This window comes from Methylobacterium sp. Leaf111 (assembly GCF_001423285.1).
Lineage (GTDB): Bacteria > Pseudomonadota > Alphaproteobacteria > Rhizobiales > Beijerinckiaceae > Methylobacterium.
Genome location: NZ_LMNE01000001.1, coordinates 213,256 through 235,485 on the forward strand (window position 1 = coordinate 213,256; position 22,230 = coordinate 235,485).

At 71.4% G+C, this 22,230-nt stretch carries 17 protein-coding genes; 5 read left to right on the forward strand and 12 right to left on the reverse strand.

Annotated elements, in window-relative coordinates:
- Nucleotides 1–47: 47 nt before the first annotated feature.
- The gene (gloA, locus tag ASF41_RS00830) at nucleotides 48–488 is read right to left on the reverse strand and encodes a lactoylglutathione lyase (RefSeq protein WP_056216966.1); all 441 of its coding nucleotides are present in this window, start codon (nucleotides 486–488) and stop codon (nucleotides 48–50) included.
- 147 nt (nucleotides 489–635) lie between these two features.
- Between gloA and pepN the strand changes: the two genes are divergently transcribed.
- Together pepN and ASF41_RS00840 are read left to right on the forward strand one after the other, a co-directional pair.
- Nucleotides 636–3,266 carry an aminopeptidase N gene (pepN, locus tag ASF41_RS00835; RefSeq protein WP_056490076.1) on the forward strand — a complete coding sequence of 877 codons (2,631 nt, stop codon included), beginning with the start codon at nucleotides 636–638 and terminating at the stop codon, nucleotides 3,264–3,266.
- A 193-nt stretch (nucleotides 3,267–3,459) separates the two neighbouring features.
- Nucleotides 3,460–5,850 carry a PAS domain-containing sensor histidine kinase gene (locus ASF41_RS00840; protein WP_056269829.1) on the forward strand — a complete coding sequence of 797 codons (2,391 nt, stop codon included), beginning with the start codon at nucleotides 3,460–3,462 and terminating at the stop codon, nucleotides 5,848–5,850.
- A gap of 256 nt (nucleotides 5,851–6,106) precedes the next feature.
- Here ASF41_RS00840 and ASF41_RS00845 read toward each other — a convergent pair whose 3' ends face one another.
- From ASF41_RS00845 to ASF41_RS00865, 5 genes are all read right to left on the reverse strand, one after another.
- Nucleotides 6,107–9,025: a bifunctional [glutamine synthetase] adenylyltransferase/[glutamine synthetase]-adenylyl-L-tyrosine phosphorylase gene (locus ASF41_RS00845; protein ID WP_056490078.1), complete on the reverse strand. Its 2,919-nt coding sequence runs from the start codon at nucleotides 9,023–9,025 to the stop codon at nucleotides 6,107–6,109.
- 3 nt (nucleotides 9,026–9,028) lie between these two features.
- Nucleotides 9,029–10,441, reverse strand: a complete 1,413-nt coding sequence (locus ASF41_RS00850; protein ID WP_056490080.1) for a HAMP domain-containing sensor histidine kinase — start codon at nucleotides 10,439–10,441, stop codon at nucleotides 9,029–9,031.
- Complete coding sequence (locus ASF41_RS00855) at nucleotides 10,438–11,148, reverse strand: response regulator transcription factor (protein ID WP_056216948.1); 711 nt, start codon at nucleotides 11,146–11,148, stop codon at nucleotides 10,438–10,440. The genes ASF41_RS00850 and ASF41_RS00855 overlap by 4 nt, the downstream gene beginning before the upstream one ends.
- A 180-nt stretch (nucleotides 11,149–11,328) precedes the next feature.
- Nucleotides 11,329–11,871 carry a DUF3016 domain-containing protein gene (locus ASF41_RS00860; RefSeq protein ID WP_056490083.1) on the reverse strand — a complete coding sequence of 181 codons (543 nt, stop codon included), beginning with the start codon at nucleotides 11,869–11,871 and terminating at the stop codon, nucleotides 11,329–11,331.
- 1 nt (nucleotide 11,872) lies between these two features.
- Nucleotides 11,873–12,409, reverse strand: coding sequence for a DUF2244 domain-containing protein (locus tag ASF41_RS00865; RefSeq protein WP_056216945.1), 537 nt, complete (start codon nucleotides 12,407–12,409; stop codon nucleotides 11,873–11,875).
- A gap of 20 nt (nucleotides 12,410–12,429) precedes the next feature.
- On the opposite strand from ASF41_RS00865, the gene nth reads away from it, so the two are divergent.
- Nucleotides 12,430–13,164, forward strand: coding sequence for an endonuclease III (gene nth / locus ASF41_RS00870; RefSeq protein ID WP_082501105.1), 735 nt, complete (start codon nucleotides 12,430–12,432; stop codon nucleotides 13,162–13,164).
- A 272-nt stretch (nucleotides 13,165–13,436) separates the two neighbouring features.
- Nucleotides 13,437–14,231 carry a phosphoribosylaminoimidazolesuccinocarboxamide synthase gene (gene purC, locus ASF41_RS00875; protein WP_055955211.1) on the forward strand — a complete coding sequence of 265 codons (795 nt, stop codon included), beginning with the start codon at nucleotides 13,437–13,439 and terminating at the stop codon, nucleotides 14,229–14,231.
- 285 nt (nucleotides 14,232–14,516) lie between these two features.
- Here the strand turns inward: purC and ASF41_RS00880 are convergent, their stop codons facing one another.
- The 4 genes from ASF41_RS00880 to ASF41_RS00895 form a co-directional block, all read right to left on the reverse strand.
- Nucleotides 14,517–16,208, reverse strand: a complete 1,692-nt coding sequence (locus ASF41_RS00880; protein WP_056490086.1) for a glycosyltransferase family 2 protein — start codon at nucleotides 16,206–16,208, stop codon at nucleotides 14,517–14,519.
- Between the two features lie 24 nt (nucleotides 16,209–16,232).
- Nucleotides 16,233–18,143: a glycosyltransferase gene (locus ASF41_RS00885; protein ID WP_082503888.1), complete on the reverse strand. Its 1,911-nt coding sequence runs from the start codon at nucleotides 18,141–18,143 to the stop codon at nucleotides 16,233–16,235.
- 136 nt (nucleotides 18,144–18,279) lie between these two features.
- On the reverse strand, nucleotides 18,280–18,945 hold the full coding sequence (locus ASF41_RS00890) for a hypothetical protein (RefSeq protein ID WP_056490092.1): 666 nt from the start codon (nucleotides 18,943–18,945) through the stop codon (nucleotides 18,280–18,282).
- Between the two features lie 55 nt (nucleotides 18,946–19,000).
- The gene (locus ASF41_RS00895) at nucleotides 19,001–19,531 is read right to left on the reverse strand and encodes an invasion associated locus B family protein (protein WP_108039224.1); all 531 of its coding nucleotides are present in this window, start codon (nucleotides 19,529–19,531) and stop codon (nucleotides 19,001–19,003) included.
- Between the two features lie 192 nt (nucleotides 19,532–19,723).
- Here ASF41_RS00895 and ASF41_RS00900 point away from each other — a divergent pair, with 192 nt between their 5' ends.
- A complete protein-coding gene (locus ASF41_RS00900; RefSeq protein WP_056350489.1) occupies nucleotides 19,724–20,101 on the forward strand; it encodes a hypothetical protein in 378 nt (125 codons plus the stop codon).
- A gap of 7 nt (nucleotides 20,102–20,108) precedes the next feature.
- Here ASF41_RS00900 and ASF41_RS00905 read toward each other — a convergent pair whose 3' ends face one another.
- On the reverse strand, nucleotides 20,109–20,843 hold the full coding sequence (locus ASF41_RS00905; protein ID WP_056216930.1) for a M48 family metallopeptidase: 735 nt from the start codon (nucleotides 20,841–20,843) through the stop codon (nucleotides 20,109–20,111).
- Between the two features lie 56 nt (nucleotides 20,844–20,899).
- Complete coding sequence (locus ASF41_RS00910) at nucleotides 20,900–22,201, reverse strand: polyhydroxyalkanoate depolymerase (protein ID WP_056490097.1); 1,302 nt, start codon at nucleotides 22,199–22,201, stop codon at nucleotides 20,900–20,902.
- Nucleotides 22,202–22,230: the final 29 nt, after the last annotated feature.

The following is a 22,230-nucleotide window of genomic DNA, read 5'->3' on the forward strand; positions in this document are numbered from 1 at the left end:
GACCGGGACGAACGGCCCCGCGCGGGGTCGTCCGTCCCGGGTGGACGCTACCAGGAGCCGGTGTTCTCCATGGAGGACCAGGGCTCCTGCGGCGGCTTGGCCGGGCCCTTCTGCAGCAGCTCGATCGAGATGCCGTCGGGGGACTTCACGAAGGCCATGTTGCCGTCGCGGGGCGGGCGGTTGATCGTGACCCCGGCCGCCTGCAGCTTGGCGCAGAACGCGTAGATGTCGTCGACCTCGTAGGCGAGGTGGCCGAAGTTGCGCCCGCCCGAATAGGTCTCCGGGTCCCAGTTGTGGGTCAGCTCGATCACGGGCGCCTGGGTCTCTTTGGCCGTGCCGGCATCGTCGGGGGCGGCGAGGAACACGAGGGTGAAGCGGCCCTTCTCGTTGTCGACGCGCCGCACCTCCTGCAGCCCGAAGGTGTTCACGTAGAAGTCGAGGGCGCGGTCGAGGTCCGCGACGCGGACCATGGTGTGCAGGAATCGCATGGGTTGGAGCTCTCCGAGGGACTGGCGCCTATGTGGTCCGGCGCGCGCACGCGTCAACGCGGGATGCGCGTCAACGCGCCGGAGCCGGCGCGCGTTGCGCCGCTGCGGCGCACCCCGCACAGTGGGGGCTCAGCCCGAGGAGTCCGCATGCGCACCGAAGCCCCGATCCCGATCCGCCTGGAGGATTACCGCCCCAGCGACTACCGGATCGACACGGTGGACCTCGACGTCGCGCTCCATCCCACCGCCACCCGGGTCCGGGCCCGGCTGACCCTGGCCCCCAACCCGGCCGGGCGCCCGGGCGCCCCCCTCGTCCTCGACGGCGAGGACCTGGTGCTGAAGCGCCTCACCCTCGACGGCGCCGACCTCGCGCCCGAGGCCTACAGCGTCTCGCCGGCCGGCCTGACCGTGCACCGGCCGCCGGCGGGCCCCTTCACCCTCGGCATCGAGACCCGGATCGACCCGAGCGCCAACACCAAGCTGATGGGGCTCTACCGCTCGAACGGGGTCTACTGCACCCAGTGCGAGGCCGACGGCTTCCGGCGGATCACCTACTTCCTCGACCGGCCCGACGTGATGGCGGTCTACACCACGCGGATCGAGGCCGATCGCGACGCGGCGCCGGTGCTGCTGGGCAACGGCAACCGTGTGGAGTCCGGCGCGGCCGGCCCCGGGCGCCACTTCGCGACCTGGCACGATCCCCACCCGAAGCCCGCCTACCTCTTCGCCCTGGTGGGAGGCCGCCTCGACGCCGTCCGGCGCCCCTTCACCACCAGCGAGGGCCGCGTGGTGGAGCTCGCCGTCTATGTCGAGCCCGGCAAGGCGGCGCGGGCCGACTACGCCCTCGACGCGGTGGCCCGCTCCATGGCCTGGGACGAGACCGCCTTCGGCCGCGCCTACGACCTCGACGTCTTCAACGTCGTCGCGGTCTCGGACTTCAACATGGGCGCGATGGAGAACAAGGGCCTCAACATCTTCAACGACCGCTACGTCCTGGCCTCCCCCGAGACGGCCACCGACGCGGACTACGCCGCCATCGAGGCGATCATCGCGCACGAATACTTCCACAACTGGACCGGCAACCGCATCACCTGCCGCGACTGGTTCCAGCTCTGCCTCAAGGAGGGCCTGACGGTCTTCCGGGACCAGGAATTCTCCTCCGACATGCGCTCCCGCGCGGTGCATCGCATCGGCGAGGTCCGCACCTTGAGGGCACGCCAGTTCCCCGAGGATGCCGGGCCGCTGGCCCACCCGGTGCGGCCGCGGCACTACACCGAGATCAACAACTTCTACACGGCCACCGTCTACGAGAAGGGCGCCGAGATCGTGCGGATGCTGCGAACGCTCCTCGGCGCGGACACCTTTCGTGCCGGGATGGACCGCTATTTCACCGACAACGACGGCACCGCCGCCACGGTTGAGGATTTCCTCGCCGCCTTCGCAGCCACCTCCGGCCGCGACCTCACCGCCTTCGCCCGCTGGTACGAGCGCCCCGGCACGCCGCGGGTCGCCGTGCAGGGCCACTACGACGCCGAGGCGCGGACCTACCGCCTCGCCCTCCGCCAGAGCCTGCCCGGCAGCACCGAGGCCCCGCCCCTGGTGATCCCCATCCGCCTCGGCCTGATCGGACCGGACGGCCCCCTCGCCGGGGCGGCGAGCGACCGGGTCGCCGACGGCGTGTTCGTGCTCGACCAGGCCAGCGACAGCCTGACCTTCACCGACGTCTCCGTGCGCCCCGTGCCTTCGCTGTTTCGCGGCTTCTCCGCCCCGGTGCGGGTCGAGATCGAGATGCCGGATGCCGACGCGCTGACGCTGCTGCGCCACGACACCGACCCCTTCAACCGCTGGCAGGCGGCCCAGAGCGTGGCCATGCGCCTCCTCGTGCAGGGGACGCGGTCGGGCACCCTGCCGGAGGCCGGGGCGGACGGGTTCGGTGCGGCCCTCGCCGGGTTCCTGGCGGACGAGGCCCTCATCGACCCGGCCTTCGCCGCCCTGGTTCTCGCCCTGCCGAGCGAGGCCGACGTCGCCAACGAGATCGCCACGGAGATCGACCCGAACGCGATCCACCGGGCCCGGCACGCCCTGCGCCGGGCGCTGGGGACGCGCCTGAAGTCGCAGCTCCTCGCCCTGCGCGACGCGCTGGCGGACGCGCCCGGCACGCCGTTCAGCCCCGAGGCCGCGGCCGCCGGCCGGCGCGCCCTCCGCAACGCGGCCCTCGACCTCGTGGCGGCGGCCGATCCGGCCGCGGCGAGCCTGCTCGCCGCACACCAGATGGACGCGGCGACGACGATGACGGACCGGCTCGCCGCCCTCTCGGTCCTGTCCCAGGTTCCGGGTCCCGAGCGCGAAGCGGCGCTCGACCGATTCGCAGAGGTTTACCGCGCCGAACCCCTGGTCCTCGACAAGTGGCTGGCGATCCAGGCCGGCATCCCGGAGGCCGAAACCCCTGACCGCATTCGCCGCCTGCAGACTCACCCGGCCTTCTCGATGGGCAATCCGAACCGGGTCCGGTCCCTCATCGGCAGCTTCAGCATGGGCAACCCGACCCAGTTCAACCGGCCCGACGGCGCGGGCTATGCCCTTGTGGCGGAGACGGTTCTGGCCCTCGACAAGACCAACCCGCAGGTGGCCGCGCGCCTCCTGACGGCCTTCGGATCGTGGCGGATGATGGAGCCGGAGCGCCGCGGCCGCGCCGAGACCACATTGCTGAAAATTCGCGCTGTTGCCGGTCTGTCACGGGACGTCGGGGACATCCTGGAGCGGACCCTCGCCGGCTAGCAAGTGCCTGAAGAGAATCGTTTTTTCGGCTCGCCCCGGCGTCGATTCCGCACCTCGGATTGGCAACGGGAGTCAAGCGTGGCCGGAAAAAACGCGTGGACAAAACCCCACCGGAAATGTTGAATCGTATACGATTCGGAAAGCGGGGCGGCCCGCCTTCCCGGTGCTACAATCCCAACGGCGGAGTTAGTCCATGCTGGAGGCGGATTCCGCTTCCCTCTCCGCGCGTGCGGATACGATTCTTGGCATCCACCGGCCGCAACACGCCGCCCATGTCCGATTCGTGCGTGCCGAGACCTGGCTGCGCTTCGCCCTGCCGGCCCTCTTCGCCACGTTCCTGATCTGCCTCGGGGCGGTGGCGGCCATGCTGCTGCAGGCCCAGCGCGAGGAGGTGATCCGGGCGGCGACCACGGACGTGGAGGCGGTGACCCGCCTCGCCGCGGCGGCCTTCGCCGGAATCGACATCGACGGCGAGGCCAAGGGCGAGGCGGCCCACCGCAACCTCGGCGCCCTGCTGCCGCCGGGCCTGCTCCATGCCGGCCGTCAGATCCTGCTGATCTCCCCCAACGACGTCATCGTGGCGGCCAATCCGCCCCTGCCCGGCCCCCGCCGCACCCTGACCCAGCATCTCGGGGAGATGCAGGCGCTCTCCACCCTGGGCGAGAGCGCGGGCGTGATGACCGTGACCCTGGCGGACGGCTCCGTGGTGATCGCGGCCCTGCGCAACCTGCCCGGCGGGCGGGGCCAGGTGGCGGTGCTCCAGCCGCTCACCGCCATCACCGCCGCCTGGACCACCCGGATGCGCAACCAGGCGATCCTCCTCGGGGCCGCCGCCCTGGTCATCATCGGCACCGGCATCGCCTACGCCCTGCAGACCCGCCGGGCCTACGCCGTCGACCGGGTCTGCGAGGAGATCAAGCAGCGCCTGGACACCGCCCTCGGCCGCGGCCGCTGCGGCCTCTGGGACTGGGACATCCCGCGCGGACGGATCTACTGGTCCGATTCGATGTACGCGCTCCTCGGCTATCACCGCGAGCGCGAGTTCCTGTCCTTCGGCGATGTGAACGCCCTGGTGCACCCCGACGACGGCGACCTCTACAGCCTGGCGCGCCACCTCGCGGCCAGCCAGTCCACCGTCGACCACGAGTTCCGGGTGCGCGGCGCCACCGGCAACTGGGTCTGGATGCGGATGCGGGCCGAGATCGTGCCGGACACCATCGACGGCGGCCGCCACCTCGTGGGCATCGCCCTCGACGTCACCGAGCAGCGCAATCTCGCCGAACTGAACGCCACCGCCGACATGCGCCTGCGCGACGCGGTGGAGGCCATCTCCGAGGCCTTCGTCCTCTGGGACACCGGCAACCGCCTCGTCCTCTGCAATTCGAAGTTCCGCCACCTCCACGCCCTCAGCCCCGAGGACGCGATTCCGGGCCGGCGCTACGCCGAGATCATGGGCCGGGGCGTGCTGCCGCCGGTCCGGCGCGAGCTGCGGGACCTGGAGCCGAGCGGCGCCACCGCCCGCACCTTCGAGGCCGAGCTCACCGACGGGCGCTGGCTCCAGATCAGCGAACGCCGCACCAAGGACGGCGGCTACGTCTCGGTGGGCACCGACATCACCAGCCTCAAGCGCCACCAGGAGCAGCTGGTCCAGTCCGAGCGCGAGCTGATCGAGACCGTGCGCGACCTCAAGCGCTCCCGCCGGACCCTGGAGCTCCAGACCCAGCAGCTCGCCGACCTCGCCGAGCGCTACCTCGACCAGAAGGCGCAGGCCGAGGGCGCCAACCAGGCCAAGTCCGAATTCCTCGCCAACATGAGCCACGAGCTGCGCACGCCGCTCAACGCCATCATGGGCTTCGCCGAGCTGATGGAGAGCGAGGTCTACGGCACCCTCGGCTCGCCCCGCTACACCGATTACTGCCGGGACATCCGCACCAGCGGCGACTACTTGCTCTCGGTGATCGACGACATCCTCAACATGTCGCGCATCGAGGCCCAGACGGTGAAGCTCGCCCCGCGGGAGATCGCGGTGGCCGGGGCGATCGAGGGCACCCTGAAGCTCGTGGGCGAGGCGGCCCGGGCCAAATCCCTGACGATCAACGTGGACGTGGTCGAGGACCTGACCGTGCTGGCCGACGAGCGCGCCCTGCACCAGATCCTCACCAACCTCGTGCAGAACGCGGTGAAGTTCACGCCCCCCGGCGACGGCCGCATCATCATCAAGGCGCGGCCGGCCGGTTCTAACGTCCACATCTACGTGGAGGATACCGGCATCGGCATCCCGAAATCGGCCCTGCGCCGCCTCGGCGCGCCGTTCCAGCAGGTCGAGACCAACCTCACCCGCAGCCACAAGGGCTCGGGGCTCGGCCTCGCCATCGCGCGCTCGATGGCCGAACTGCACGGTGGCGCCCTGCGCATCCGCTCCCAGGAGGGCCTCGGCACCATCGTGATGGTGCGGCTGCCGATCCCGACCGCGGAGAACCGCCGCAACCTCGTCGACGCCGCCGCCCAGGAAACCGTCGCGTCCCTTCGCGACGCCGCCGGCGCCACCCCGCGCCCGCCCGAGGCGGTACCGGAGACGGTCTGAGGTCTTTTCGGGGCGGGGGCCTCTGGCAGGCAGGGGGATTGATGGGACCGATCCGCTCGTCGGCAACCCACGCGCAGCACCACGTCATCCCGGAGCCGCGCAGCGGAGTCCGGGATCCAGACACACAGATGGTGCAGGACTTTCCATCGTCTGCGGCTCTGGATTCCGGGCTCGCCTGTGGCGCCCCGGAATGACGGTGCGCTGCCGTCGGTGATCGCGCTGCCGGGACGGAGGGCATCGGCCCGCCCCCTCGTCCTCACTCCGCCATCAGGCGCTCGAACAGCGCGCGGATCTCCATGCGCGCTTCGTCGAGCCCGGCGACCAGCCGGTTTGAATCCGGTGAACCCATCGCCACCGCGAGGCGCGAGAGGGCCACGGGCGAGGCCTCGGCCGGGTCGCCCTCCACCATCAGGCGCTGCCAGTGCAGCACGTCGTCGAACTGGCGGTAGGCTTCGATCAAGCGCTCCGCCGCGGGGTGGGCGAGGTCGCCGTGGTCGGCGGCCTTCGCGAACACCGCGCAGGCCCCGAGACCGACGAGGTCCGGCCGCCGGTGGGCCAGCCCGAGCACCAGGGCCTGGGCCAGGAAGTCGAGGTCGAGGAGGCCGCCGGGGGCGAGCTTGAGGTCGAGGGGGCCGCGATGGCCCTTCTCCCGCTCCACGAGGGCGCGCATCTCCCGCACCGCGCGCCGCACGTCGGCGGGGTCCCGCGGTCGGGCGACGATGGCGCGGATCTCGCCGTCGAGCTCGGCGCCGAGGCCCGCATCGCCGGCGATCACCCGGGCGCGGGTCAGGGCCATGTGCTCCCAGAGCTCCGCCTCCTCGGCGTGGTAGCTGCGGAAGCTGCGCCACTGCACCGCCACCGGGCCCTGGCCGCCGCCGGGCCGAAGGCGCAGGTCGACCTCGTAGAGATGGCCGCGCCGGGTCGGCACCGTGAGGGCGGCGACGATGCGCTGGGCGAGACGGTTATAGGCCACCGCCGCGTCGAGGGGTTTGGAGCCGGCGCTGGTGCGGTCTTCGGGGTCGAAGTCGTAGACCAGCACGAGGTCGAGGTCGGAATCCGCGGTGAGCTGGCGCGCGCCGAGACGCCCGAGGCCGAGCACCGCGAGGCGTCCCTTCGGCACCGCCCCGTGCTCGGAGAAGAAGGTCGCGGAGACGCGCTCCACCGTCACGGCGATCACCGCGTCGGCGATGCCCGCGAAGGCGCGGCCGGCCTCCTCGGGCGAGAGGATGCCGGAGAGGAGCCGGGCACCCGTGAGGAAGCGGAGCTGGCGGGCGGCGTCGCGGATCCGGTCCAGAAAGTCCTCGTGGTCGCTCGCCTGACCGAGGCGGGCGCGAACCTGCTGCGCCAGGGCCTCGGCATCCGCGCTGGCATCGGCGAAATCCCGGTCGATCACCGCGTCGAGGACGTGCGGGCTGAAGGCAACGGTCTCGGCGAGGCGCGGCGCCGTACCGAGGAGGTCGGCGAAGAGCAAGCGCAGGCGCTCGTTCGAGCGCAGGATGGTGAGAAGTTCGAGGGCCGCCGGCATCCGGGCGAAGGCCCGGTCGAGGGTGTCGAGGGCGGCGTCCGGGTGGGCGGTGCCGCCGAGCGCCTGCATCAGCACCGGCACCAGCTCGGTCAGCACCTCGCGGGCCCGGGGCGTCCGCACCGCCGGCCGCCGGCCGAAATGCCAGCCGCGCACGGTCTCCACCGCCCGCTCGGGCTCGCGGAAGCCGAGCTTCTCCAGGGTCGCGAGGGTCGCCGGGTCGTCGCCGGTGCCGCTGAAGACGAGGTCGCCGACATCGGAGGAGAGATCGGGCTCGGCCTCGAACAGCAGGGCGTAGTGGCCCTGCACCCGGCGGGCCTGGTGGAACAGGGCGGCCTCGAAGGCGTCCCGCGTGGCGAAGCCCGCGAACCGCGCGAAGCGCTCGAGCTCGTCGGCCTCGCTCGGCAGGCGCTGGGTCTGCTCGTCCCGCAGCATCTGCAGGCGGTGCTCGATGGTGCGCAGGAAGCCGTAGGCCGCCGTGAGGTCGTCGCGGGCGGTGGCGTCGATCCAGCCGTCGCGGGTCAGGCCGTCGAGCATGGCGACGGTGCCGCGCCCGCGCAGCTCGGGCCGGCGCCCGCCGAAGACGAGCTGCTGGGTCTGGACGAAGAACTCGATCTCCCGGATGCCGCCGCGCCCCAGCTTGATGTCGTGCCCCGCCACCGCGATCGTGTCGTGGCCGCGCACGGCGTGGATCTGGCGCTTCATCGCGTGCACGTCGGCGATGGAGGCGAAGTCGAAGTACTTGCGCCAGACGAAGGGGCGCAGGTTCGCCAGGAAGGCCTCCCCGGCCGGGATGTCGCCCGCGATCGCCCGCGCCTTGATGTAGGCCGCCCGCTCCCAGTTCTGGCCGAGGTTCTCGTAATAGACGTAGGCGGCGTTGAGCGAGAGGGCCGCCGGGGTCGAGCCCGGGTCCGGGCGCAGGCGGTAATCGACCCGGTGGACGTAGCCGTCGGCGGTGCGCTCCTGCAGCAGCTTGGCCATGCCCTGCGCCAGCTTGCTGAAGAAGGGCGTCGGCGGCAGGTCGGCCTTCAGGGGGGCGGTCTCGGGGTCGAAGAAGACCACGAGGTCGATGTCGCTCGAATAGTTCAGTTCGCCCGCCCCGTGCTTGCCGAGCGCCAGGACGATGAGCCCGGAGCCGGCCTGGGGTGCGCTCGGATCGTGGGGCAGGAAGCGCCCGGCGGCCGCGGCCTGGAGCAGCATGGCGTCGGCGGCCGCCCGCACCGAGGCGTCGGCGAAGTCCGAGAGGGCCTGGGTCACCGTGGCCAGGGGCCAGAGCCCGCCGAGATCGGCCAGAGCGACGAGGAGCGCGTGCTCCGCCCGGTTCTGCCGCAGCGCGCGGGCGACGGTGTCGAGGTCGGGCCCGCGGCCCGCATCCCGCTGCCGGGCGACGAGGGCCGCCAGGGCCGCCTCCGGCTCGGCCTCGACGAGGGCCGCGAGGCGCTCGGGCGCCCGGGCGACCAGCTGCCAGAGAAACGGGGAATGGTCGGCGAGGCCGAGGAGCAGGGCACGCAGGGGCGCGTCGAGGAAGCCCGCCGGCCAGGCGGGCGCCACCTCGGCGAGGCGCGCGGCCGCCCCGTCGGGATCGGACAGGACCGGGGCGGCGGACAAGCGCGCCCGAAGGCGGCGGCTCTGCGCGTCGGCGGCCTGGTTCATGCCCTACCCTCCCGTCGGATCTCCGGCCGGCAGGGTTATCACGACGGCGAGCCCGGGGGCATGGTCTTCCAGCGCCAGCGTGCCCTGGTGCAGGCGCACCACCGCGTTGACGAGGCTCAGGCCCAGGCCGAAGCCCGGCCGGGAGCGCGCCTCCTCCAGCCGGACGAAGCGGTCCAGCACCCGGCCGCGGGCCTCGCTGGGGATGCCCGGTCCGGAATCGGCGACGCCGAGGAGCAGGGTGTCGCCGATCCGCGCGGCGCTGAGGCGGATCTCGCCGCTGGCCCCGCCATACTTCACCGCGTTGTCGATGAGGTTGGCCAGCGCCTGCCCGATCAGCTCGCGGCTGCCGCGCAGGGTCAGGGGCGCGCCCTCCGTCTCGACGTGCAGCGCCAGGCCCTGCTCGGAGGCCAGGGGCTCGTAGAGCTCGGCCACGGCCTGGACCACGGCGGCGACGTCGAAGGTCTGGAAGTCCTCGCGGGCGTTCACGCCCTCCAGCCGGGCGATCATCAGGAGCGCGTTGAAGATCCGGATCAGCCCGTCGCTCTCCTCGATCACCCCCTCCATCGCGGCCCGGAGGGCGTCCGGCGTCTCGGCCGTGCGCAGGGCCTCCTCGGCCCGGTTGCGCAGGCGGGTCAGGGGCGTCTTGAGGTCGTGGGCGATGTTGTCGGAGACGTCGCGCAGGCCGCGCATCAGCTCGCCGATGCGCTCCAGCATGGCGTTGAGGTTGCGCGCCAGCCGGTCGAGCTCGTCGCCGGTCCCCGCCACCGCGAGGCGCCCGTCGAGGTCGCCCGCCATGATCCGGCGGGTGGTCTCGGTCATGGCGTCGACGCGCTTCAGGACCCGGCTGGCGATGAACCAGGCGCCGATCACGCCCAGCACGACCACCAGCCCCACGGACGAGCCGAAGGTCCGCCCGATCACCGCCCGCAGCCGGTCGCGCTCGGCCACGTCGCGGCCGACGAGGAGCCGGAAGCCGCCGGGCAGGACGAAGATCTGCATGATCGCCCGGTGCTCGACGTCGCGCGCGCCCCCGATGCGGGCGTAGTTGGCCTCGGTCTGGCCGGGATCGACGATGAGCCCGGTGGGCAGGGCGTCGATGTTGCCGACGAGGCGCTCGCCCGCCGCGTTGGTGACGAGGTAGAGGGAGGCCCCGGGCTCGCCGGCGCGCCGCTCCACGGCGGAGATCAGGCGCCGCAGGCCCCCGACCTTGTACTGCTCGGACAGGCCGTTGATCTCGGCCTCGATGGTGGAGACCATCTGGTCGTCGAGCGCCCGGCTGGCGTTCCAGGCGACGTAGCCGAGCGCCAGCAGGGCGAAAGTGGCGAACACCACCAGATAGGCGAAGGACAGCTTGAAGGCCGTCGTCCGGAACAGGTTGCCGAGGCGCCCGGCCGGGGCGTCGTCGAGATTCGTCACGACGCCGGGCCGGGGCCGCGCGCCTCGTCGACGCGCAGCACGTAGCCGGTGCCGCGCACGGTGTGGATGATCGGGTGCTCGAAATCCTTGTCGACCTTGGCGCGCAGGCGCGAGACGTGGACGTCGATGACGTTGGTCTGCGGGTCGAAATGGTAGTCCCAGACATGCTCCAGCAGCATCGTCCGGGTCACGACCTGGCCGGCATGGCGCATCAGGTACTCGAGCAGGCGGAATTCGCGCGGCTGCAGCGCGATCTCGTGGCCCGCCCGGGTGACGCGGTGGGACAGGCGGTCGAGCTCGAGGTCGCCGACCCGGTAGGCGGTGGCCTCCGCGGCCGTGCCCGGCCCGGCCCGGCGGCGGGCCAGCACCTCGGCCCGGGCGAGGAGCTCGGAGAAGGCGTAGGGCTTGGGCAGGTAGTCGTCGCCCCCCGCGCGCAGGCCCTTCACCCGGTCGTCCACCTGGCCGAGGGCCGAGAGGATCAGGACCGGCGTGGTCACGCCCTGCTCGCGGAGCGAGCGGATCAGCGACAGGCCGTCGAGCTTGGGCAGCATGCGGTCGACGATGAGCACGTCGTAGTCGCCCTCCTGGGCCAGGGCGTAGCCGTCGAGGCCGTCGGACGCCTGGTCCGGCACGTGGCCGGCCTCGCGAAACGCCTTGAGCAGGTACGCGACCGCCTCGCGGTCGTCCTCGATGATGAGCAGACGCATGGGACGGAGTGATAGGGGCTCGCCCGTCCGCGCGAAACCGCCTTGTCCGGCAACGCTCATGCCGCATCCCTCCTCGCCGGGTCGATGGCCCGGAGCATGGGAAGCGGCGGGTTGCGCGACGCTGGCGGAAACATGACGTTTTGGTCATGTGGCGGCCCCCGCCGCCACGGGGCAGCGCCCCTATTCGGGCCGCGGCCCCGGACCGCCGGCGCGCCCGGAGAGCCGGGTGCGGGCCCAGTCGCGCAGCAGGGCCTCCTCGTAGCCGAACCTCCCTAAGGCCGCGGCGGCGCGGGCGCCGAACAGGAAGTTGATGTCGGTCAGGCGCTCCTCGCCCCCGGCGATCCGGCGGCCGCCCCGCCGCAGGTCGTAGCGCAGGCGGATCGCCGGCGGGGTCACGTCGCTGACGATCCGCAGGCCCGAGGGGATGTTCAGGTCCGGGCGCACGAAGCCGGCCCGGTCGATGTCGAGGACGTCCACCACCAGCGTCTCGTCCGGTCCCATCACCCGCAGGGCCGAGGCCTCGATGATGCGGCGGATCTCCGCGAGGGTGCCGCGCAGGCCGGGCCCCGAGCCGTAGCGGTCGTCGGCGTCGGTGTAGCGCTCCGGCGCCACGAAGCGGACGGTAACCTGTGCCGGCACCGCCGCGCCGTCCCGCGAAAAACCGGCGCTGGCCAGCCCCGCGCCGATCAGCACGGCCAGCCATCCGCGCCCGCGCCGACTCATCTCAATAGCCCTTCTTCACCTGCGCCAGCGCGCGGGTCAGGCCCTCGGCGATCACCTCGCGCTCCGGCGGCGAGGCGTCGCGGGCGACCACCACGAATTCCCGGCGCGATTCGAGGGTCAGGGTCTGCATGCCGTACTCGTCGTCCTCCACCCGAGTGAGCTTGGTCCAGAGGGGGTTGAAGCGCCATTCCCGGCGCTCGCCCCGGTGGGTCACCCGGGCGAGCATCACCTCGATCGGGGTGATCGCCACCTCCTCGAAGGAGCGACCGCGCCGGAAGCTCGCCTTCAGCGCCACGTAGAGGGCGATCATGTCGAGGCCGAAGAAGCCGGCCACGGGCCAGAACCCGGCCCGGACGCAGGCGATCGAGGTCACGAGGGAGACGGCGCAGCACCCGATCATCACGTTGCGGAAGCCGTCGGGGCTCAGGGATTGGTGCGGCCGGATGGTGGCCTGGAAGACAGGCCGATCCATGCTGTCGGGATCGAGGCCGTCCGGATGCCGGCCGATCGGAGGGACGTGGTCATTGCCGCTCGCCATGCGGGGAATATAACGCAGGGATGCCCAGCCGACAGCCGACCCGACCCCGGAAATCGCCGATCTCCGCGCGCCTCGCCGCGCCGATCGTCGCAGAGGCGCCCGCCACGCCCGATCCCGTCGGCCCGGAGGCGGTGTCGGAGATCTTCGCGCGGCTCAGCGCGGCCAATCCGGAGCCGCGCGCCGAGCTGGAATTCCAGAACCCCTTCACCCTTCTGGTGGCGGTGGTGCTTTCGGCCCAGGCCACCGACCGCAGCGTCAACCTCGCCACAGCGCCGCTCTTCGCCATCGCCGACACGCCGGCCGCGATGCTGGCCCTCGGGGAAGAGCGGGTGCGCGACTTCATCCGCACCATCGGCCTGTTCAACACCAAGGCGAAGAACGTGATCGCCCTGTCGCGCATCCTGGTGGAGGAGCATGGCGGCGAAGTGCCCCGCACCCGCGAGGCCCTGGAGGTGCTTCCGGGCGTCGGCACCAAGACCGCGAGCGTGGTGCGCAACGTCGCCTTCGGCGAGGAGGCCATCGCGGTCGACACCCACATCTTCCGGGTCTCCAACCGGATCCCGCTGGTGGTCGCCCCCACCACCGACAAGGTCCAGGCCGGGCTCGAAGCCCTTGTGCCCGCCCCCTACCGGCTCAACGCCCATCACTGGCTGATCCTGTTCGGCCGCTACATCTGCAAGGCACGCAAGCCCGAATGCTATCGCTGTCCCATCGCCGACCTCTGCCGTTTTCCGGCCAAGACGCCGGCGCCCTGACCCGGAGGCGCGCCCCCTCCCGGCGGCGCTTCCTCCGGCCGGCCTCGGCCGCCGCGCCCTTGCCTCCAGCACGGACTCCCCGTTATCACCCGGCCTCTCCCTGAACGGCATGGGTCCCATCCGGCCAGCGCGTTGTGCTGCCAGCCGCCTTCGGGTAGTTTGCGCCACGGTCGCGGAGGCTTTCGACGTACGACGTGTCTCTCGGCCCGGCCCCACTCACAGGCCGCCACGCCGCGGATTCCGCATCGTTCGCTCGCAAGGAGTCACGGCCCATGGACTTCCTCAAACCACGGTACACGCCTATGAACCGCCGCCGTCGCATCTACGAGGGCAAGGCGAAGGTCCTCTACGAGGGTCCGGAGCCGGGAACGCTCATCCAGCACTTCAAGGATGATGCCACCGCCTTCAACGCGCAGAAGCATGATGTCATCGACGGTAAGGGCGTACTGAACAACCGGATCTCCGAGTTCGTCTTCCAGCACCTCAACGACATCGGCGTGCCCACGCACTTCATCCGCCGCCTGAACATGCGCGAGCAGCTGATCCGCGAAGTCGAGATCATCCCGCTCGAAGTGGTGGTGCGCAACGTCGCCGCCGGCTCGCTCGCCACCCGCCTCGGCCTCGAGGAAGGCACGCAGCTGCCGCGCTCGATCATCGAGTTCTACTACAAGAACGACGCGCTCAACGACCCGATGGTGTCGGAAGAGCACATCACGGCCTTCGGCTGGGCGACCCCCCAGGAGATCGACGACATCATGGCGCTGGCCATCCGGGTCAACGACTTCCTGTCCGGCCTCTTCCTCGGCGTCGGCATCCGCCTCGTCGACTTCAAGATCGAGACCGGCCGCCTCTGGGAAGGCGACATGATGCGCATCGTCGTCGCCGACGAGATCTCCCCGGATTCCTGCCGCCTGTGGGACATCAAGTCGTCGGACAAGCTCGACAAGGACCGCTTCCGCAAGGACCTCGGCGGCCTGATCGAGGCCTATACCGAAGTGGCCAAGCGCCTCGGCATCATGTCCGAGAACGAGAAGGTCCAGACGGGCGGCCCCCGCCTCGTCCAGTAAGACGCGCCGACCGGCCCCGCGGGTTTCGATCGCGCGGGCCGGCTGGGTTTTTCGAACGGCGACTCCTGTACCAGCGGTCGTTGGCGGATGGCACCGCGCCGTCATTCCGGGTCGCCGCAGGCGAGCCCGGCCCCGGAGGGGCGCGCCAGCGGCGTGCAATCCAGAACCGCCGACGCGGCGTCATATCCGGCACTTCCTGCGTGTCCGGATCCTGGGCTCCGCTGCGCGGCCCCAGGATGACGGGGTGCTGCGTGAGGGTTCCCGGACCTGAAGCCGGCACGACGCTCACCGCAGATCCACCGCGCCCGCCTCCGGCCAGTCCGGGCGCAACCGCGCGTAGGTGCCGAGATCGGGGTCGAACCCCGGGTGATAATGGGGGTCCTGCGCCAGCAGCGGTCCCCATCGGTCCTGGAAGGCCGCGACTTCGCGCCCGTGGCGCGCCCGGGCCGCGACCGTCCAGCGCCGGCTCGCGGCCTCGTCGTGGCGCAGCACCGCCCCCGGGACGAACAGGGTGCGATAGCCCGCCGCCCCGAGGCGCAGGCACAGGTCGACGTCGTTGAAGTCGACCGCGAAGGCGCCCGCATCGAAGCCCCCGACCGCCGCGAACTTGCGCGCCTCCACCACGAGGCAGGCGGCCGTGACCGCCGCCACCGCGCGGGTCGCCCGCAGCCCGCCGAGGTAGCCCGGCGCGTCGCCGGGAAAGAACCGGTGCGCGTGGGTGACCAGCCCGCCCGGCCCGAGCAGCACCCCGCCGTGCTGGATGCGGCCCCGGCCATCGAGGAGCTTGGCGCCGACCGCTCCCACATCCGGGCGCAGGGCCTCCCGCACCAGCCGCTCCAGCCAGTCCGGATGCAGGGCGGCGACGTCGTTGTTGACGAAGGCCAGGACCGTCCCCCGCGCCTGCGCGGCGGCCCGGTTGTTCATGCCGGCGAAATCGAAGGGGCCGGGACAGGGCACGATTCGGGCGAGGCCGGCCGCCTCCAGCTCCCGGAAATACGCCAGGGTCTCGGGGGCGCGACTGTCGTTGTCGCAGATCAGGATCTCCCGCTCCGGCCAGTCGGTGCAGGCGACGAGGCTGGCGATGCAGGTCCGCAGGAGATCGACCCGGTCCCGGGTTGGCACGATGAGGCTGACGCGCGGACGCGCCGCCGGCAGGGGGTGCGCCAGGGTGAGTACGCCGTCCGCCTCCACCCGGATCGCGACGGCGTGGTCGCCCCGGCGGTCCAGGGCCCGGCGCAGGGTGGCGGCGCGCGCCGCCGGGTCCTGCGCCCCGTCCGCCGCCGCCTCGCCGCGCGAGAGGAGGCGCGGCAGGTGCCCGATCGCCCCGCGTCCGAACCGCTCTGCCACCCGCTCGGTGAGGTCGAGGGCATCCGTGACCGGCCCCTCCGTCTCGGTGATGGCGGCGAGGGCCGAGGCCCGGACCGCCAGCACGGGGCCGAGATACGGCACCGCCCGGGCGTAGTCGGGGTCGAAGGCGGGACGCAGCAGCGGCATCGCCGGCCCGGTCTCGGGCCCCAGCAGCGCATCGCCGTAGGCGAGCTGGTGTGCCGGGGACCGCGCGAACGCCGCGGCGAGAAGGGCGGTGGCGCCCGGCAGCAGGGCATGACCCGGCGCCGCGAGGACGAGGAGGTCGGCGCCGGAGGGCGGGTCGCTCCCCAGATCCGCGACGGACAGGACCGCGACGGTCTCGCGCGGACGCGCCGCGCCCGCGGTCGTGGTCGTGGTCGTGGTCGTGGTTGCCCGCAGGAGCCGGCCTTGCGCCGCCGAGCTGCAGAGGAGTCCCGCATGGTCGAGGCCGAACAGGGCGGCCGCGGCCTGGCCGGCGCGGACGCGCTTGCCCGCCAGCCGCGCCCGCAGGATCGCCATCCCCTCCCCCCGGTGGCGGAGCAGGTGCCCAGCGGCCAGCGCCCAGCGCCGCCAGACCGGGCTCCGGGCCACGCCCGCGAAGGCGAGCGCCGGGTCGAGCCTCCTATTCACGGTCCTGCCTCGTCAAGATCTTCCCTATTCTAGATCTTCCCCGAACGTCGTCAGCGACAGGTCCGGATGGTAGTAGGGATCGTGCCGGATGGTGTCGCGCCAGCGCGCCACGAAGCGGTCGGCCTCCGCCTCGAAGCGCGCCCGCGCCGGCCCGACCGCCGGTCCGCGGCTGGTCGATTCGAGGTGGGCCATCACGGCCCGCGGCGTCCAGAGCGTCCGGTAGCCGGCCGCTGCGAGACGCAGGCAGAAATCGACGTCGTTGAAGTCGACGGCGAAGTTATCCGCGTCGAGGCCGCCCACCGCGTCGAACTTGGCCCGCCCGACCGCGAGGCAGGCCGCGGTGACGGCCGAGACCTCGTGGGCGACCCGCATCCGGCCGAGCATGCCGGGGGTGTCGGCCGGCCGCCGGCGCAGGATGTGCCCGGCCCGGCCCCCGAGCCCCACCACCACGCCGGCATGCTGCAGGGTTCCGTCCGCATAGAGGAGCTTCGCCCCCACCGCGCCGATCTCCGGCCGGCAAGCTTGGCGCACCAGGGCGCTGAGCCAGTCCTCGCGCAGCACCGCGACGTCGTTGTTGAGAAGGACCACCACGTCGCCCCGCGACGCGGCCACGCCGGCATTGATCATCGCGGAGAAATTGAAGGGCCCCGGACAGGACAGGAGGCGGACCCGCGGATCCCGCCGCAACGTCTCGTAATGGGCGAGCACCGCCGGATCGGTGGAGCCGTTGTCGACGATGACGAGCTCGATCGCCGGGTAGTCCGTCCCATTGAGCACCCCGTCGGCGGCGATCCGGATCAGGTCCAGGCGATCCCGGGACGGGATGACGACGCTGGCAAGCGGCGGCGGCTCCGGCAACGCCCAGAGCAGGTCGAACCCCGTCGGATGTGCCTCGACCCGCGCCGGACGGCGGGTCTCGGTGAGGTGCGTTTGAAGAATCGCCGCGTGACGCTCGGCTGAATCCGGCGGCGGAGGCGCCACGCGAGCGAGAACGCGCGGGACATGCGCGACCTCGTCGCGACCCGCGTGGTATACCGCGGCGAGCCCGAGGCGAACCGCGAACGCGTCCGGCGCGCCGAGCGGGATGGCCTTGAGGCGTTCGAGCAGGCCCCCGGCATAGAGGGTCGGGGTGCCGGGATAGGCCGTGGTCAGCGCCAGGTCCGGGCTCCAGTCCGGCTTGAGTGCCGGCGTCGGGTCCGGGCCCTCGCCCTGGGCATCCGCATAGACCATCTGCGGACGGTCCGGCTCCGCCAGGGCGCGGATCAGGATCGCCAGGGCGTCCGGATCGAGGGTGTCGCCCGGGGCAAGCAGGGCCAAAGCGCTGTCACCATTCAGCAAATCACCGAGGCAGGCCGAGGCAGGCCAGACGCGTTGCGCGATCCGCGCATCGTCCGTGGGGATGGCGACCCCCGCCTCCGACCAGCCCACGACGAGGCGCCAGACCGCGTAACGCTGGGCCTTCAGGCTCGCGATCGTGGCGGCGACCCGCTCCGCGTCCGCCGGCCCGGCCGGCATCACCAGCCGAACCGCCCGCCCTTCCGGCACCGGAGCCGCATCGGCGCGGGTCCGCCGGTGCGCCCAATCTGCGAAATCCGCGACCGGCGTCACCCCGCAGCTCCCCCGGAGGATGTCGCGGGTGCGGCGCTCGTTGCGCCTAAGCCGCTGATAAAAAGCGGAAATCGCCCGGAGCGGACGTACGCGCAGGCATTCGGCGAACACGCTCGCCTCCGAACGCAGGCCGACCCGTTCCAGCACGAAGCCGCTGCGTTCGTCGATGGCGAGGTCGATCGCCGCGGCATCCGCCGGCAGGAAGCCGAGCCAGCAGGCCGCCCCCTGCCCCGCCCCGGGCAGGACGAAAAGTTCGCGCCGTCCGTCGTCGCGGGTCAGGCGCAGGAGCGGCCGCAGCGGACGCACGACCGGATTTGCTCGATACATCAACACGATCCAGCGACCGCGCCCATTCTCGGCGAGGCGAAGCCGGTGACCGAACAGGGGATCATCCGTGGCGTCGAGCGAGAAGGCGACGGGGCGTCCGGATGCGGTCAGGACGTCACCTGCGCAGGCTCACCGCTCACTCGGCCGCATCCGTGGCGGGCGCCGCCACGCGATCCTCCGACGTGGCGGAGACCGCGGGCTTCTTCTTTTTCCGCGGCGCCGTCTTCTGCGGCGCAGCCCCGAGACGAACCTCGATGTCGTAGTCGCGGGCCATCGCCGCCGGGACGACGAGATTGTCCTCGACGAAGGAGAACAGTCCCTGCGCCGCCCCCGCGGGCACCGTGACCGGCACCCGGCGGACCCGGGACAGCACGACCTTGTCGCCGGCCTTGATGCTGATCGAGACCGGAGCTTCGAAGCGACCCGGCTTACCGACGGGTCCCAGCAGAACCTGCCCCTCGACGCCAACCTTCACCGACACGGAGCCGTCCTGAAGCTTGACGCATTCCCGGGCCAGGCGACCGATCGTGACCTGGTGCCGGAGGCTGGTGCCGTCTCCGGCCCGGCCCGCATAGCTCTGGATCGCTGCGCCGCCTTCCGGCACCGCCACCGTCGGGCAATAGGGCGGATCGGTGTCGTCCGGCTGGGACGGCGGCACCGTGGTCCCGCCGAATTTCAGCATGTTCATGAAGACGTTGCCCTCCTCCGCGGAGGTGGGGCCGACCCCGACGCCGCTCGCCGCGAGGGTTGCTGCCAGGAGGAGCCCCAAACGCTGCCGGCCCTTCGCCCTGCTGAGATTCATGCCGAGATCCCGCTCTCTTCGCATCAACCGTCTCACCCGCACGCCGCGAAGCCCATCACTTGAGGCTATCGAAGCCCTGGGCGAATCCCTTCATCGACAGAGGAATGCCGACGCCCTCCTCCGGCGTCTGGAACACGATGAAGGTGGCCTGCGCCCCCCCGCTGAACTGCTTGATCAAGCCGTCATCCATCACGACCTCGGCGACACAGCCCGTCGTCAGACACCGGACGAAGCCGGCGCGGCCCACATCGGTCTTGTCGATCTTCAGGCCGAGGCCAGACGGCAGCAGGACACCGAGCGGCGCGACCACCCGCAGGAGATAGCCGCGGTTGTCGGCCGTCTTCAGGACGATGACGACCAGCGTGAGGTTCGGCCGGTCCTCGGCGGCCAGGTATTGCACCAGGGCGCATTGCTCGGCCTTGGCGCCCGCCGGGGTCTCGCACCGCAGTTGCCAATCGCCGAACGTGTTGCGAACCATCCCCTGGGCGGCTGCGCCCTCGGGCCCGAAGCCGGCGAGCAGGATCCCTGCACCGAGCAGGCCCACCGCGACGCCCCGGGCGACCAGGCCGCGTGCAAGCTGCACCATTCCTCGAAACCCCACGCGTCGACCCTTTCGCATGGCCCGCCGCCCCGCGAACCGTTAACGGAAAACACGGGTGTTCCGACCATGCTGGGCCATCGAATGTCAAGCGAAGGCCGGCCTGCGGGAACCGACTATCGCGCCGCGCGTACAGCCTCTAGTGCTGACAGCCACGCTTGCCCGACAACGGACAGATCCATGCGACTGCGCGCCCCCCTCCTCCTCGCCACCCTCGCCCTCGCCGGTCCGGCCCTCGCGGAGCCGCTCCCCGTGGGCGAGACGACCTATGTCGAGCGCTCCCTCAACCGGGATGGTCCCCTCGTGATCGAGCATCGCCCGGTGGCACGCACGCCCGGCGGCCGGCGCGGCGGAAGCTCGGCCGAGATCGCGGGCTTCTGCCGCGACGGCGGCATCATCCGCCGTCGGGACGAGTTCGGCCAGCCGGTGATCCTGCGCCAGCGGGAAGTCTGCGACAGCGTCGCGCCGCGCACCCTGAACCCGGGCGATGTCGATCCCCGCCCGACCTGGCCGGCCGAGCAAGTCGTACGCGGCCGAGCACTCCGCGTCCGCGGTTGAGCCGACCTCAGCCGTAGCGGTGCAGGGTGGCGCCGTTGCGCTTCAGCCAGCGCTCGGCTTCGTCCACATGCGGGCAGAGTGACCCCACCAGGGTCCAGAATCGTGCCGAGTGGTTCATCTCGCGGAGATGCCCCATCTCGTGCGCCACCAGATAATCGAGCACCATCGGTGGCGCGAAGATCAGCCGCCAGGAGAAGTTCAGCTCGCCACGCACCGTGCAGGAGCCCCAGCGGCTTCGCGTGTCGCGTAAGGTGATGCGCGTCGGCCCCTGCCCCAGCTTCTCGGTGTAGCGCGCCACCGCCTCGGTCAGATCACGCCGGGCTTCCCGCTGCAGGAAATCGGTGACTCTTCGCGCGATGTGCGGCGCGTCGCAGGCAACCGAGAGGACGGGCTCCTCGGCAAGCGTCTCGAGCCGGGTGAGCCCGCTTCGACGGTCGCGATGCAGGACCCTGTGCGGCACGCCTCGGATCGGCAGAACAGCGTCCGCCGCGAACAGCACCCGCTCGGGCATGCGCGCCAGCCGAGCCGCGATCCATCCCCCGTGGCTGATGGCAAAGGTTCGGGCGACACCGACCGAGGTGCGCGTCGGAAGCGTCATGACCACTTCGCCGGTAGCACTCGAGACGCGCAGGGTCAGACGACGTGCTGTCGGCCGGCGACGCAGCAGGACGCGGAGGGTCTCGCCCTCGTGCAGGATGTCGAGGTGATCCGGGTCCGCCCCGCGCAGCAACGCCAATCGCATCTCGCCAGCTTAGCCGCTGTCGCGCCCCTTCGCCATCGACCCGAGCGCCCCCATCCTCAGGCAGGCGCCCCCGACAGGTCGGGTTCCGGCCGATGGCTGATTGCCACTCCTCCCCCCTCGGAATCCCCCATCTGGCGAATGAAGGCGGCGATACGGGGCGCGATGATGGTGCGGTAGCGCGACCCGTTGAACACCCCGTAATGTCCGACAGCTTGCTGAAGATGATAGGCTTTTCGCTGCGGAGGAAGGTTCGGCGTGAGGTCCAGGGCAGCTTGGGTCTGGCCGACGCCGGAGATGTCGTCGTTCTCGCCCTCAATGGCGAGAATGGCACAGCTATGGATGGCGCCGAGGTCGACGCGGGCGCCACGATGGATCATCGATCCTCTCGGAAGGGCGTGATCGACGAAGACCGTCTTCACCGTCTGCAGGTAGAACTCGGCCGTCAGATCCATCACGGCGAGATACTCGTCGTAGAACTCGCGGTGCTTCTCAGCCGAATCGCCATCCCCCGTCACGAGGTGGTCGAACATCTCGGCGTGGGCGTTAACGTGACGGTCGAGATTCATCGCCATGAATCCGGAGAGCTGGAAGAAGCCCGGATAGACGCTGCGCCAGACGCCGGGATAGCCGGCGGGCACGGTGGTGATGCAGTTGCGCTCGAACCAGGCCGTCCCGCGCTCCTGAGCCACACAGTTCACGGCGGTCGGTGAACGCCGCGTGTCGATGGGACCACCCATCAGCGTGATCGAGCGCGGCACCGGTGCGTAGCCCTGCGCCTCCATCACGGCGACCGCCGCCAGGACCGGCACGGCCGGCTGACACACGGCCATGACGTGAAGCTCCGGTCCGAGGTCGCGAAACATGTCGATGAGGTAGTCGATGTAGGAATCCAGATCGAACCGCCCGGCTCCGATCGGCACCATGCGCGCATCGGCCCAATCGGTGACGAAGACCTGATGGTCGGGTAGCATGGCCTCCACGGTGCCGCGCAGGAGCGTGGCGTAGTGGCCCGACATCGGCGCGACGATCAGAAGCTTCGGCTGTGGCGCCGTGGGGCCGCGTAAGAAGCTTCGATCGAAGGTGATCACCCGGCAGAAGGGACGCTCCCACACCACTCGCTCGCTGACCGGGACGCTCGTTCCGTCGACGGTGACGCTGGTGAAGCCGAAGGACGGCTTGCCGTAGCGCCGCGTGACCCGCTCGAACATCTCGCAAGCGGCCGCCAACGAGCGGGCATAGGGCGAGTAGGCGAGCGGATTGGCGGGGTTCTGCAGGCCGTGCCTGGCGACGTCGACGACAAGTCGCGCCGGCGTCGTCATCAGTCGGGCGGCCTCGTACCAGAGGTAGGACAAGTTCACGGACCATTCCCCATTTCACGGGCGTCGCT